Source organism: Coprococcus sp. AF102-57, assembly GCF_027686195.1.
In the GTDB taxonomy this organism is placed as follows: domain Bacteria; phylum Bacillota; class Clostridia; order Lachnospirales; family Lachnospiraceae; genus Allocoprococcus; species Allocoprococcus comes.
In genome coordinates this window covers 75,257-90,088 of record NZ_JAQCSY010000010.1, presented here as the reverse complement: position 1 = coordinate 90,088, position 14,832 = coordinate 75,257, and the positions used below count along the sequence as shown (strand labels likewise).

Sequence of the window (14,832 nt, the reverse complement as noted above, 5' to 3'; positions counted from 1 at the left end):
GATCAAAAGAAGGAAAGCGAGGAGATTCTTATGAAACTCAAAGACACAGGACTCACAGCAGAAGAATTAAAGGACATTGTAAAAAAATATATGGTAGAAACCTATGCAAGATATGATTTTATCGCAGAACGTGCAGAAGGTATGTATCTCTACGATGAAAAAGGGGTAGCTTACCTCGACTTTTATGGTGGAGTTGCCGTAAATACACCAGGTAACAGAAATCCGAAGGTTGTCGCAGCAGTAAAAGACCAGCTTGATGACATCATGCATACATTCAATTACCCATACACAATTCCACAGGCACTTCTCGCAAAGAAGATCTGTGACACGATCGGAATGGATAAGATTTTCTTCCAGAACTCAGGAACAGAAGCCAACGAATGTATGATCAAGATGGCAAGAAAATACGGCGTTGAAAAATATGGCCCGGAACATTACCATATCGTAACAGCAATCAATGGTTTCCACGGAAGAACATACGGAGCACTTTCTGCAACAGGACAGCCGGATAACGCATGCCAGCTTGGATTCAAACCGATGCTTCCGGGATTCTCCTACGCAGAATATAACAACCTTGAAGATTTCAAGTCAAAAGTAACAGATAACACGATCGCGATCATGATCGAGCCGGTACAGGGCGAAGGTGGTGTACATCCGGCAACACAGGAATTTATCGAAGGACTTCGTAAACTCTGTGATGAAAGAGGTATGCTTCTCCTTCTCGATGAAGTACAGACTGGATGGGGACGTACAGGATCTCCAATGGCATTCATGGGATATGGTGTAAAACCTGACTGTGTAACGATGGCAAAAGCTATGGGAGGCGGAATGCCGATCGGTGCATGCTGCGCAAGCGAAGAAGTAGCTGCAGTATTTACATCAGGAACACATGGCTCTACATACGGTGGACATCCACTTGCATGTGCCGCATCTCTTGCTTCCATTTCTGAAATCCTCGACAGAGATTTAAGTGGAAATGCAAAAGTAATGGGTGAATACATGAAAGAAAAACTTGCAGAGCTTCCACATGTAAAAGAAGCAAGAGGAAAAGGACTTCTGGTAGGATGCGAATACGATATTCCGATCGCTCTTGAAGTAAAATGGGCATGCTTCAGAAGAAGACTTCTGATCACAGCGATCGGCGACAGCGTAAACCGTATGATCCCGCCACTGATCCTTGCAAAAGAACACGTAGATCAGGCAATCGAGATCATGAGAGATGCAATCAACGAAGCTGCTGCAAAATATGAGGTAGATCAGAAGACTGCATAGTATAGACATTCCTCCGACTTATTGATATAATTGTATAAAAAATAGAGTACCGGCACAGAAATCCCCAAGTTTCTGTGCCGGTTTTTGAGGTGAAAAATATGTTAGAAAGAATGCAGCTTTTTCCGCTGAATTTTTATAAAAAAGCGAAATTTAACGGAAGTATGGGAAAAATGAATTATCGCCTGGCGAAAGAAGAAAAAAAGACCGATGAGGAAAATTCAGAAACGATTCTTGTCGGAAGTATCTGGGAAGGACCGTTTATTTATGATAAGATTCCACAGGAAAAGATCACAAAGAGAGAATTCCCATTTGCAGAAGAAGGAATCTGTCAGGCAATGGACTGGTTCAATGAGGAAGGCGAAAAAATGAACCGGGAAGTGTAAAGAAAGGTTCTATTTTCCTGTCAGAAGGCTTATTTATATAGTATCGATGGATGGAAAAAAGGAGTCTTATGATGCGCAAATTTCTGGCAGGTCTGCTTGGCATGGTTCTGTGCGTGCAGACCGTATATGGGATCCCGGTCCGGGCGGCAGATATTTTCGAGCCGGGAGAAAGACCGAAAGCTATGCAGGATGTGATCCGGCAGGAGGATCCGGAGCAGACGAACAGAGACAATTCGGGCAATCTGACCGGTCTGGAACTATCTGCTGAGTCCGCAGTTATTATGGAAGCTTCCGGAGGTCAGGTTCTCTTAGAAAAAAATGCGGATGAGAAAAAGCCCCCGGCGAGTGTGACAAAGGTTATGACGCTGCTTCTGATCTTTGATGCACTGGCAGACGGAACGATCACGCCGGATACCGAAGTCACAACTTCTGAGTACGCTGCATCGATGGGTGGATCCCAGGTGTTTCTGGAAGCTGGTGAGAAGCAGACTGTGGATACAATGATCAAGTGCATTGCTGTGGCAAGTGCCAATGATGCCTGCGTGGCGATGGCAGAAAAGATTGCCGGGAGTGAACCGGCTTTTGTGGAAAAGATGAATCAGAGATCGGCAGGGCTTGGAATGACGAATACCCATTTTGTCAACTGCAATGGACTGGACACGGAAGGGCATCTGACGACAGCGAGAGACATTGCACTGATGTCACGGGAGCTGATCACGAAGTATCCACAGATCGAGGATTACTCAACGATCTGGATGGAAAATATTACCCACACTACGGCAAAGGGCAGCAGTGAATTCGGACTGAGTAATACCAACAAACTGATCCGGCAGTATGAATACGCAACCGGACTGAAGACCGGATCCACAAGCGGTGCGAAGTTCTGCCTGTCTGCAACGGCAAGAAAAGACGGGGTCAATATGATTGCGGTTGTGATGGCAGAGCCGGATTCTAAGACACGGATAAAGGATGCCATTGCCATGTTAAACTATGGCTTTGGGAAATGCAGTATTTACCAGGATGAAAAGGCACTGGAAAAAATTGTGTACGCCGAAGTGAAACATGGAATGCAGGAGAAGGCAAAGGGAGAGACGCTGGAGGGCTTCCGGTATGTGGATACCAGTGGATCAGATCTGTCTGCCGTGGAAAAAGAGGTACAGATACAGAAACAGACTGCCCCGGTAAAGAAAGGCGACCAGATCGGAGAAGTCATTTACCGGCTGAATGAGAAAACCATCGGAAGCGTTCCGGTTTATGCGACAGAAGGTGTCGGGGAGTTGACATTTGGGGGCGCATTCCTTAAAATTCTGGAAGAAATGATGGTATAACGAAAGAGGGAAGAGATGAAGGCAACAGGGAGTATCGTATTGATACTGGTGATTTTTGCAGCAGCAGTTCTTGCAGAAGTATGGCGGGAGCTGCACTGCTTCAAGATTACAAGATACCGGATCAGAACCAGTAAAATAAAGGGAGATGCCGGAAAAGTACGGATTGCTTTCTTAAGTGATCTGCATAATCATGTCTATGGAAAAGAGAATGAAGAGCTGCTTTTGGCGATCAGGGAAGCAAAGCCGGATCTGATCCTGGCAGGCGGCGATATGCTGGTCGGGAAAGCCGGAAGAGACTGGACAGTGGCAGCGGATTTGATGAAAAAACTTCCACAGATTGCACCGGTCTGGTGCTGTAATGGCAATCATGAGCAGAGAATGCATGAGCAGCAGGAGATTTACGGCAAAGAATATGGATATTATGAGAATGAACTGAAAAAGGCAGGGATTCATGTCCTGGTGAATGGATCAGAAGAGATCCCGGTAAACGGGATGAAGCTGCGCTTATATGGGATGGAGCTTCCATTTGGATGCTATAAAAAAGGATGGAAGGTGTGTCCGCTTACGACTGGCGAGATGGAAGAACGGATTGGCAGTGCAGAGACGGACGCATACTGCATTTTAATGGCACATCATCCGCTTTACGCAGAAACCTACTGGAAGTGGGGAGCAGACCTGGTGCTGTCCGGACATTTACATGGCGGGATTGCCAGACTTCCACTGCTTGGCGGTGTGATCAGTCCGCAGTTCCGTCTGTTTCCACGCTACAGCGGGGACTGTTATGAAAAAGACGGGAAATATATTGTGGTCAGTAAAGGGCTCGGAACCCACACGATCAATTTCCGCTTCTGGAATCCGGCAGAGTTAGTTGTACTTGATATCATCCCGGCTTTCCTGTATAATAAATAAGGTTATCGACAATTTGACTGGAAAGGATATCTATGGGAAAAGGAATACCGGTAAAGCTGCAGGTTTTTGAGGGACCTCTGGATCTGCTCTTACATTTGATCGATAAAAATAAAATAGACATCTACGATATTCCAATCGTAGAGATCACCAACCAGTATATGGAATATATCCAGGCGATGGACAGAGCAGACCTGAATGTCATGAGTGAATTTCTGGTCATGGCGGCGACACTTCTGGACATCAAATGCAAGATGCTTCTTCCAAAGGAAGTCAATGAAGAGGGCGAGGAAGAAGATCCGCGTCAGGAACTGGTAGAGCAGCTTTTGCAGTACAAGATGTACAAATACATGTCTTATGAACTGCGTGACCGCCAGGTGGACGGAGAAAAGCTGTTCTATAAGGGAGCGACCATTCCGGATGAAGTAAAGGAATACGAAGAACCGGTAGATCTGGATACGCTTCTTGACGGGCTGACACTGACGAAGCTGAATGATATTTTTCAGGATATCCTGAAAAGACAGGCAGATAAGACGGATCCGATCCGAAGCAAGTTCGGCAAGATCGAGAAAGAAGAGGTTACGCTTCCGGAGAAACTGGAATATGTTTATGAGTATGCAAAGGTACATCACAGATTCAGTTTCCGGGATCTCCTGAAAAAGCAGGCATCCAAGGTACAGATCATTGTCACCTTCCTGGCGGTGCTGGAGCTGATGAAGACAGGAGAGATACAGGTATATCAGGAACATACGTTTGATGATATCATCATTACATCGGACGAGGGACTGCGGCAAGGAGTATAGAAGAAAATGAGAACAAAACAGTTGGAGAGTATCATAGAGGCAATCCTGTTCACTATGGGAGATTCGGTCGAGGTGAGTAAGATCGCATCCGCGATCGAGCAGGATGTGCCGACGACGGAGAAACTTATCCATAATATGATGGACAAGTATCAGAAAGAGGAGCGTGGCATCCGGATCATCGAACTGGATCATGCATATCAGCTCTGTAGCAAACCGGAGATGTATGAGTATCTGATCCGGATCGCAAAGCAGCCGAAAAAGTATGTCCTGACAGATGTCATGCTGGAGACACTTTCAATCATTGCTTACCGTCAGCCGATCACCAAGCTGGAGATTGAGAAGATTCGCGGAGTCAAATCGGATCATGCGGTAAACAAGCTGATCGAGTACAATCTGGTCTGCGAGCTTGGGCGCCTTGATGCACCGGGACGTCCGCTGCTTTTTGGAACAACCGAAGAATTTCTGCGCAGATTCAGTGTGCAGTCTTTAGATGATCTCCCGGGCATTGAACCGGAGAAGCTGGAGACATTCAAAGAAGAAGCGGAAGATGAGGCACAGATCCGGCTGAATATTTAAAATGGAATCCATAGTATAAACGCCCGTCCCTGTTCATAAAATGGAACAGAAAAGAGCAGGAGGGAGAGCGGGGCGCATGAAAAAGAAAGAAAAGAAGAGGAATGGAATACCGGCACGGATCAGAAGAGGGATTCTGGCAGCGTGCATGGTATTCTTTTTTAGTTTGCAGATTTTTCAAGGAAAGATGCTATGGAGAGAATCCACAGGAGAAAGTCCGGGTAAGGTCTTATCAGGGAAAGTGCCTGCAGAAGAAAATGAACGGACACAGATAATGGAGACTACGCAGCAAAAGGAACCGGTCTCGGATGCGCAGACTGCACAGGAAAAAGAAACCCGTGAGCAGGAAAGGGAGCAGCTTCTTGCCCGGCTCTATGCCCGTTCCGCTGCGCTGGTGGATGCGGACAGCGGCAGGGTTCTGCTCGGAAAGGAAGAGCATGTAATGCGTCCGATGGCAAGTACAACGAAGATCATGACCTGCATTCTTGCGCTGGAAAAGGGAAATCCGAAGGACCTGGTGACAGCCTCTGCAAATGCGGTCGCACAGCCGAAGGTTCATCTGGGAATGCACGAAGGGGAAGCGTTTTATCTGGGGGATCTTCTATATTCCCTGATGCTGGAATCCCATAATGATTCTGCAGTGGCGATCGCGGAACACCTTGCAGGATCCGTTCCGCAATTTGCCGGGTGGATGAATGAAAAGGCGGAAGAGATCGGATGCACTGAGGCACATTTTGTTACGCCAAACGGATTGGATGGAGAGGATGTGGGCGGTGTGCACAGCATTTCAGCTGCAGATCTGGCAAAAATCATGAGCTACTGTGTCCTGCGTTCTCCCAAAGCTGCAGAATTTCTTGCGATCACGCAAATGCCGGCATACAGCTTTTCTGATGCTGAGGGAAAGGGGAATTTTAGCTGCAGCAACCACAATGCATTTCTTCAGATGATGGATGGCGCGATTTCCGGGAAAACAGGGTTTACCGGGGATGCCGGATATTGCTATGTAGGGGCTTTACAGAGTGAGGATCGTACATTTGTAGTGGCACTGCTTGCCTGTGGCTGGCCAAACAACAAGAATTATAAATGGACAGATACAAGAAAACTGATGGAGTACGGAATGGCACATTATCGTTATGATGAGGTATGGAAAATACCGGAGCTTTCGAAAATACCCGTGGAAAACGGTATTTCCCAAAATGGTTTGTTTGGAAAAGCAGCAGTGGAAGTGGAAATCAAAGGAAAAGAAAGTCCGGGTAAGATTCTGGTCGGAGATGATGATGTGGCAGAAGAAAAGACAGAAGTACCGGAAAAACTGGATGCGCCGGTGAAAAGCGGAACACCGGTCGGACAGATCACGTATCTCTTAAACGGGGAGAAATGGGGGAGCTGCCAGGCTGTTGTAAAAGAAACAGTCAGACGGAGAACATTTACCTGGATAGCCATGAAAATGTGTGAAATGTTTTACCAATTTAATTTTTAAAACACGAGAAGAATAAAATAGATCAAGAAAATTGCTTAAATTCATCAATGGACTTTCGTGATAAGATATGTTAGCATTAGCTAGACAACAAAATAAGACAAGAAAGTTGACGGATATTTGTGAAAAGTCAGGAATTAGGCAAATTGTGTGATTTTTATGAAAAATTTCTTGTTTTTTCATATGAACAAAAGAAAAAGCAGATGCCGCCCTTTCCAATTAAATAAAAGGAGAGAAACAAAATGGAAAACTGTAAAAAATACGAGAGACAATATTTTATGCCTCCGAAATTTGAATATGATTGGGTGAAAAAAGATTATGTAGACGCACCGCCAATCTGGTGCAGCGTTGACCTGCGTGATGGAAACCAGGCACTGATCGAGCCGATGAGTCTGGATGAAAAGCTGGAATTCTTCCAGTTATTGGTCGATGTGGGATTCAAAGAGATCGAAGTCGGATTCCCGGCAGCATCTGAGACAGAGTACCAGTTCATGCGTACCCTGATCGAAAAAGACATGATCCCGGATGACGTGACTGTTCAGGTACTGACACAGGCAAGAGAGCACATCATCAAACGTACCTTCGAAGCCGTACAGGGAGCACCACATGCTGTGATCCACGTGTACAACTCAACCTCTGTTGCACAGAGAGAACAGGTTTTCAAAAAAGACAAAGAACAGGTAAAACAAATCGCCATCGACGGAGCAAAGCTGTTGAAACAGCTTGCTGATCAGACAGAAGGAAACTTTACTTTCGAGTACAGTCCGGAAAGCTTTTCAGGAACGGAGGTGGACTATGCAGTGGATGTCTGCAATGCAGTACTGGATGTATGGCAGCCGACAAAAGATAAAAAAGTAATTATCAACATTCCGACAACCGTAGAAAACGCAATGCCGCATGTATTTGCAGGACAGGTAGAATATGTAGATAAGAATCTGAAATACCGTGATGGCGTGGTACTCAGCCTTCACCCACACAACGACCGTGGATGCGGCGTGGCAACTGCTGAAATGGGTATTCTTGCAGGTGCAGACCGTATCGAAGGAACCTTATTTGGAAATGGAGAACGTACCGGTAACGTGGATATCGTGACACTGGCACTCAATATGTTCTCGCAGGGTGTAGATCCGGGACTGGATTTCACTGACATTCCAAAGATCCGTGAAATCTACGAACGCCTGACCAGAATGCATGTCTATGAAAGACAGCCATATGCAGGAGATCTGGTATTTACCGCATTCTCCGGCTCCCATCAGGATGCCATCGCAAAAGGTATGGCATGGCGTGAAGCGGAAGAAAGAGATCACTGGACCGTACCGTATCTGCCGATCGATCCGAAGGACATCGGAAGAACTTACGATAAAGATGTTATCCGTATCAACAGCCAGTCAGGAAAAGGCGGTGTAAGCTACATTCTGAAACAGAACTTTGGCATCAGCGTTCCGAAAGAAATGCGTGAAGAAGTCGGCTACATGGTAAAAGATGTATCCGATAAAGCACACAAGGAGCTGACTCCGGACTGGGTATACCACATTTTTGAAGATCATTATGTAAATTACAAAGGAATCTTCTCTATCGATGAATGCCACTTCAAACAGGAAGATGGTATTATAGCAGATGCAACCATTTCCCATGCAAATGGAAAACGTGTGGTAACAGCAGGCGGTAACGGACGTCTTGACGCAGTCAGCAATGCGATCAAACAGTACTTTGGTATCAGCTATGAACTGAGCTTCTACGAAGAACATTCCCTGACACGTGGTTCTTCTTCCAAGGCATGTGCTTATGTAGGTGTCATCTGCAATGGAAAGACCTACTGGGGAGTCGGAATTGATGCCGATATCATCAAAGCTTCTATTGAGGCATTGACAGTTGCTGTCAATAAGATCGATGAACTGAAGAATGTGAATGAATGTAAAGATGAAAGAATGGTAGAGATCATGAACTATATCCAGGCAAATTATCTGGATGTATCTTTAGATGATCTGGCAGAAAAATTCTTCCTGTCCAAACCGTATCTTTCTAAATATATCAAAGAAAAATCCGGAATGACTTTCGGGGATATTGTCAAAAAAGTCAGAATGAAAAAGGCACGTGCCCTGTTAAAGAGCAGCAGCATGACCGTTGAAAATATTGCACTGACCGTTGGATACCAGAATGTAGAGCACTTCAACAGGCTCTTCAAAAAGGCGTACAATATCACACCGGTACAGTTCCGCAACCAGAAATAAATAATACAGAAAAATGACGAAAAAAGGGCGCAAAAAGCGGTTAAAAAGACGTTTTTTGCGTTCCTTTTTTGTCAATGTTTATGAATGTGAACAAAAATTCATATTTACAGGCAAAATTATTGACAAAGTAAACAAAAAAAAGTAAGATAGTTGTATGTTCATAATAAAAAACAAAAGTTAAAAATTATGAAAAAGGAGGAGTGAAGACATCTGAGGATGGGGAAATAATTAACGATTGTTTTTTGCTGAATGAATAGAATACAAAAGGTTATCTTGGAGGAAAAAATAATGAACGAACATGATGAGGCGTTAAGAAAACAAACCGCCTTTTTAGGACAGCCAAAGGGTGTGGGAACCCTGAGCTTTATGCAGCTTTGTAACTCTTTCGCAAGCTATGCGATGAGTGCGGTACTGATTTACTACTTATACGCAAATGCACCGGAAGGACTTGGATTCAGCAAGGCAAATGCAGCACAGCTGATCTCTTTATATTCAACAGTTGTCGTACTGACAGGTATTGTCGGAAGCTTTGTCTGCGACCGTATCTTAGGATGCCGGAAGTCCTTATTTATATCAAGATCACTTTCATTTATTGGATATGTATGCCTTGCATTACCACTTGGCGTTCCTGGCTATGGAATCGCTATGGGATGTCTGGCAATCGGACCGATGTTCGGTGGCAGATGCCTGGATGCTCTTCTTGGAAAATTCTATGATGAATCCGATGGAAGACGTGACAGCGCTTACACGATTTCTTACGTAATTTCCAACATTGGTGCAGCAGCTCCGGTACTTTCCGGTATAATCGCAGCAGCACTCGGATATCATGTAGCATTCGCGGCATGTGCAGTCCTTGCATTCCTGGGTATCGTTGTATATGCAGTTACATACAAACCGTTCTTCGGTAATATCGGTATTGAACCGGATGATCCGCTTCCGGATGATAAGAAACGTTCTTTCATCACAAAGATGATCATTGTACTTGTTATCTGCGCAGTTGTTCTTGCAACGCTTTTTGCAACAGGAACATTAAGTATTTCTGTATTTTCAAATGTAATCAGTACTGTATCGATCATTATCCCGATCGTATACCTGGTAGTTATTTACAAAAGTAAAAAGACAGAGCCACATGAGAAGAAGAAAATCCTCTGCCTGGTTCCGCCGTTCATCTGTAACGCAGTTACCCTGCTGATCTGGACACAGACAATTTCAATCCTTGCAATCTTCTATGAAGAAAAGGTTAACCGTGTACTGTTCGGAATTGAAGTGCCTGCAGCATCTATGCAGACAATCCCAGCAGTATTTGCAGTTATCATCGGAAGTATCCTGACAGCAGTATGGACAAAACTCGGAAAGAAACAGCCATACGGAACCACAAAGATGGGTATCGGAACAATCTTCTGGGGACTTGGAGCTTTAATCATTGCACTCCTCTATGTAATCTATCCTGGAGATGCAAAAGTCAGCGCATGGTGGATCGTATTATTCTATGCAATCCTGATGCTTGGTGAAGGATTTACCTGCCCGATCGGTTACTCAATCACGGCTGTTGCAGCACCGAAGGCATTCATGACACAGATGATGACAATCTGGTCAATGTCACAGTCTACAGGAGCTGCTCTTAACACGCTGCTCACAAACTTCTACAAAGAAGGAAGCGAAATTCCGTTCTTCGTAGCAATCGGTTTGGGTGTATGTGCAGTCGGTGTGGTTGTAGCAATTTTCAGTAAAAAGCTTGCAGTCGGAATGGGACTGGACAAGAACGCAGAAGCATAAAAGATCAGAGAATAAGTTTATGTTTCAGGAGGATGAAAAATAAATGTCAGAGAATTGTAATTATGCACCGGTCGAAAAAGTCATTCTGATCGATGACAGAAGAATTGAGATTTATTGGGGCGAACAGATGCGCCGCGCTGATAATGAAAACGATTATCTGGTAAAATACAAAGGGGAAGTACAGGAGCTGGTACACTGGACCAGTGATATGACATGGGATTATGGTACGGTATACCAGAAAGAATCCATGCGTACCACACTTTCCCTGGTTCATCCGGTTGATCCGGAATGTGCAGGAGAGGTTACCGTACAGGTTGTCGGAAAGCTGACTGATGTAAAAGACAGACCGGCAGACAATGAAAAGGTCTACCAGACCGTGTATCAGCCATACTATGTAGTCCGCAAAAAAGGAACCTCCGGCATTGTAGTAAAAGCCGGAGAAAAAACAACACCGGCTGTAGTGGATAAAGCACTTGCAATTATTGATATGATGCTTGAAAAGATCCCGGAAGTAGCAGAAGAGCTTGTCCGCAGAGGTGCAGAGGTATCTGTGTTCGGACTGCTTGAGAATGCATATGATGTCCCGGAACACAGAATGGGATATCTGCTTGCAACCCGTCACGTGGCAGGTTACGGCGGTGAGATGACGAATCCGGCATCCTCTATTTCAGAGGCAAATGTGATCCGTCTCAGAACCGGAAGATATGCAACCAGTTATCCAAATGAGATGATCCTTGTGCATGAATTTGGACATGCGATCCATCTGGTTGGAATGAATGGTCTGAAAGACCAGACGCTTGCAGACATGATCCGGAAAGCATATCAGCATGCCAGCGACAATGGTTTGTGGCCGGACACTTATGCGATCAGCAATTACGAAGAGTATTTTGCAACCTTAAGTACTGTCTGGTTCAATGTCATGCAGGAAGGTGTTGACGGACGATGGGATGGTATCCGCGGACCGGTCAACACAAGAGAGGAATTGAAGGTCTATGATCCGGAAGGATATGAGCTGATGAAGCACATTTATCCGGAGAAGACACTTCCGGAACCTTGGCATTATAATGTAAACATCTATGATATTGATGGAAAACCATACAAATCATATGATGAAAATATGAAATTCAACTGGGATTTCATTCAGTAGGAGATGGAACAATGAATACACGCATACAGAAAATTGTAGATGCTGTAAAGAAAAATGGTCATGACGGAATTGTGATCAGCAAAGGCAGCGACATTAAGTATCTGACCGGCTTTACCGGAGAATATGGAGTTGCAGTCCTGCTTTTGACAGAAAAGAAAAACTATTTTGTAACCGACGGACGGTTTGAATTCCAGGCCGCACAGGAAACAGAAGGATTTGAAGTTGTTGTCTACGGTGAAGGACTGAATTACTTCAGCCAGACCGGTAAATTGGCGGCAGAAGCAGGGGTAAAACAGTGTGCAATCTGTGGAGCAGATCTTACGTTTGATGATTATCAGGATCTGGTAAGTCAGGCGCCTGATACCAAATTCGTTTCCGAAGGGTCTTATGTAGAACCTTTACGTGCGATCAAGACACCGGAAGAAATCGAGACGATCGAACAGGCATGCCGGATTTCAGAGAGATCTTTCTATGCACTGCTTGATGTGATCAAACCGGGCGTTACAGAGATCGATATTGCAAATGAACTGGAATATCAGTTCAGAAGCCGTGGCGGCTCCGGATTCTGCTTCGAGACGATCGTAGCATCTGGTCCGGATAACGGAGCAAACTGTCATGCGACAGCATCCGATAGAAAAATCCAGCTTGGTGATTTTGTGACGATTGATTTCGGAACTTATTATCACGGATACTGCTCGGATATTACCCGTACTGTTGCAGTAGGGAAAGCCAAAAATCCGGAGCTTTACAAGATGTTTGACGTAGTCAGAAAAGCAAAGGATGCTGGTCAGAACAGCCTGAAACCGGGAATGGTTATGGGCGAGCTCAGAGATATCATCGTGAAGGTAGTAGAAGATGCAGGCTATCATATTCCACATGGTCCGGGACACAACTTCGGACTGGATATTCATGAACAGCCGTATATCTGTACCGGCAGTAAAGTGACCCTTCAGCCGGGAATGGTTCATACGATCGAACCTGGAATTTACATTCCGGGAATCGGCGGAGTCCGTCAGGAAGATGATTTCCTGATCACAGAAGATGGATACCGCAGAATTACAAATATTACAGATGCTCTGATCACACTGTAATAAGAATGTTGTCATCCTAAAAAAGTATAAAGAATTGAGGAAATCCTTATCTGGTGATTTGCTGGGTAAGGATTTTCTTTTTTGTGGGGACGGTCTGCGAAAGGGAGGTAGTGAGGCAGATAAAAAAATATAGGGGTGAAGTCCATTGTGCAAACCATTCAGATGAGCCTCTGGAAGCGAAAATTGTGTCAGCAGAGGCTTCCACAATTTTTGAGTCTCATCTCCATTGCACAATAAGTGCCTTCACCCCTATATTTTTTTAAATCTGCCGCTGTAATCTTTGGACGCAGACCTGGGAATCACAAAATTTTAATATTGATTGTTAAACGATGTTGTGAGTAAAATGAAAAGTGCAAGTGTATCCGTATAAAGTTTTGGACGTAAAACGGATTAAAAAATGCAAAATATTTAACAGATTCTGTGGAAAACGGTTGCGTCGGTTTGAAAAAACAAGTATAATACACTTCAAGATGGTTGCGCTTTAAAAAGTTAAAGAATGGATGCGACGGGAGAGAGGCAGCATGAAAGGGCTGCGTGTATTTGAAAAATAAAGGAATAAAAGAGGGACCAAGGGATGATTATCAGTACGAAATATCTGATTACAGGAGATGGAAAGACCGTTCTTACGGATAAGGCAGTCTATATTGGAGAGGACGGCAAGATCGGAAAAATCGCACCAAAAGAAGAGCTGCTGAAAGAATTTCCGCAGGAGGAAGTTAAGGAGTATGGTGATGCGACACTTCTTCCGGGACTTATGGATATGCATGCGCATCTTGCATACGGCTATTCCCAGCCGGACAGCTTTAATTATGGATCACAGCTGATCATGTTATATGCGTTGCAGCATGCGCAGTCTGCATTTGAAAGAGGGATCACCACGGTGCGGGATATGTCTTCAGCACATGGTGTATGCAAGAATCTGAAACTGGCAGAAAAGAAGGGATTTGTCGTGATCCCGAGAATCGTGCATACGGATACCGGAATCTGCATGACGGGCGGGCATGCCTGGGAAGAGGTAGAGGAAATGGACGGTCCGTGGGCAATCCGTAAAGAGATCCGTAAGCAGGTGCGTGACGGTGCGGAATGGGTGAAGATTCTGACCACCAACCGCGAACCGTATCCGGAGCTTACCCAGGAAGAACTGGATGCGGCGGTGGATGAGTGTCACAGAAGAGGAATCAAGTGTGGCGTACATGCCGGGACCAATCCGGGGATCCAGATGTGCATTGATGCCGGATTTGACACGATCGAACATGGAACCTTTATGACGCTGGATCATGCAAAGCAGATGGCAGAAAAAGGTATTGCCTGGACACCGACTATCATGGCATATACTTATCTCTATGAACTATGCAAGGAAAATATCGAGAAGAATGGCGATGCACCGGTCAGTGATCCGGTCATGCAAAAAGAGATGGCAAATTATGAATTCTTTGAACCGGCATACAAAGCGTACCGGGATCATTTTAAAGAATTTTATGATACGGGTGTGACGGTTCTTGCCGGCACCGATATGGTGATGTATCATTCTCCGCTCTTACCGCTTCCGAGAGAACTGCAATATATGGTGGAATACGGAATTACACCGGTGCAGGCAGTACAGGTGGCAACTTCCAATCCGGCAAAGGTTCTGGGTGTGGAAAAAGAACGCGGACTTGTTGCCGAAGGATTGGATGCAGATCTTCTGGTAGTTGGCGGTGACTTAAGCAGGGATATCACCAGATTAAAAGATGTAAAATTTGTTACACTTGGCGGAAAAAGAGTCTTTGAAGACGGAATCCGTTATGTTGGAACAGGGAATATGTTTATGTAAGAAAAGGCTTCTGCGTTGCAGAGGCTTTTTTT

12 protein-coding genes are annotated in these 14,832 nt (G+C 44.9%); all 12 read left to right on the top strand.

Annotated elements, in window-relative coordinates; genetic code table 11:
* Positions 1–30 precede the first annotated feature (30 nt).
* The 12 genes from PGZ10_RS08485 to PGZ10_RS08430 all read left to right on the top strand — a co-directional run bounded on the left by PGZ10_RS08485 (position 31) and on the right by PGZ10_RS08430 (position 14,800).
* Positions 31–1,272, top strand: a complete 1,242-nt coding sequence (locus tag PGZ10_RS08485) for an aspartate aminotransferase family protein (protein ID WP_022219905.1) — start codon at positions 31–33, stop codon at positions 1,270–1,272.
* A gap of 98 nt (positions 1,273–1,370) precedes the next feature.
* Positions 1,371–1,655: a hypothetical protein gene (locus PGZ10_RS08480; RefSeq protein WP_022219906.1), complete on the top strand. Its 285-nt coding sequence runs from the start codon at positions 1,371–1,373 to the stop codon at positions 1,653–1,655.
* Positions 1,656–1,726: 71 nt separating this feature from the next.
* Positions 1,727–2,983 carry a D-alanyl-D-alanine carboxypeptidase family protein gene (locus PGZ10_RS08475; protein ID WP_117834491.1) on the top strand — a complete coding sequence of 419 codons (1,257 nt, stop codon included), beginning with the start codon at positions 1,727–1,729 and terminating at the stop codon, positions 2,981–2,983.
* 15 nt (positions 2,984–2,998) lie between these two features.
* The gene (locus PGZ10_RS08470; protein WP_270541129.1) at positions 2,999–3,892 is read left to right on the top strand and encodes a metallophosphoesterase; all 894 of its coding nucleotides are present in this window, start codon (positions 2,999–3,001) and stop codon (positions 3,890–3,892) included.
* A gap of 32 nt (positions 3,893–3,924) precedes the next feature.
* Positions 3,925–4,692, top strand: a complete 768-nt coding sequence (locus tag PGZ10_RS08465) for a segregation and condensation protein A (protein ID WP_008369228.1) — start codon at positions 3,925–3,927, stop codon at positions 4,690–4,692.
* 6 nt (positions 4,693–4,698) lie between these two features.
* Positions 4,699–5,268 carry an SMC-Scp complex subunit ScpB gene (scpB, locus tag PGZ10_RS08460; protein ID WP_055155895.1) on the top strand — a complete coding sequence of 190 codons (570 nt, stop codon included), beginning with the start codon at positions 4,699–4,701 and terminating at the stop codon, positions 5,266–5,268.
* Positions 5,269–5,344: 76 nt separating this feature from the next.
* Entirely contained in the window at positions 5,345–6,745 is a 1,401-nt protein-coding gene (locus PGZ10_RS08455; RefSeq protein WP_270541128.1) for a D-alanyl-D-alanine carboxypeptidase family protein, read from the top strand.
* Positions 6,746–6,984: 239 nt separating this feature from the next.
* Positions 6,985–8,973: a 2-isopropylmalate synthase gene (locus PGZ10_RS08450; protein WP_008369222.1), complete on the top strand. Its 1,989-nt coding sequence runs from the start codon at positions 6,985–6,987 to the stop codon at positions 8,971–8,973.
* A 288-nt stretch (positions 8,974–9,261) separates the two neighbouring features.
* Positions 9,262–10,749: a peptide MFS transporter gene (locus PGZ10_RS08445; protein ID WP_117823802.1), complete on the top strand. Its 1,488-nt coding sequence runs from the start codon at positions 9,262–9,264 to the stop codon at positions 10,747–10,749.
* 43 nt (positions 10,750–10,792) lie between these two features.
* Positions 10,793–11,896 carry a hypothetical protein gene (locus PGZ10_RS08440; protein ID WP_022219910.1) on the top strand — a complete coding sequence of 368 codons (1,104 nt, stop codon included), beginning with the start codon at positions 10,793–10,795 and terminating at the stop codon, positions 11,894–11,896.
* An 11-nt stretch (positions 11,897–11,907) separates the two neighbouring features.
* Positions 11,908–12,987: a M24 family metallopeptidase gene (locus PGZ10_RS08435; protein ID WP_055247096.1), complete on the top strand. Its 1,080-nt coding sequence runs from the start codon at positions 11,908–11,910 to the stop codon at positions 12,985–12,987.
* Positions 12,988–13,561: 574 nt separating this feature from the next.
* Positions 13,562–14,800: an amidohydrolase family protein gene (locus PGZ10_RS08430; RefSeq protein ID WP_270541127.1), complete on the top strand. Its 1,239-nt coding sequence runs from the start codon at positions 13,562–13,564 to the stop codon at positions 14,798–14,800.
* Positions 14,801–14,832: the final 32 nt, after the last annotated feature.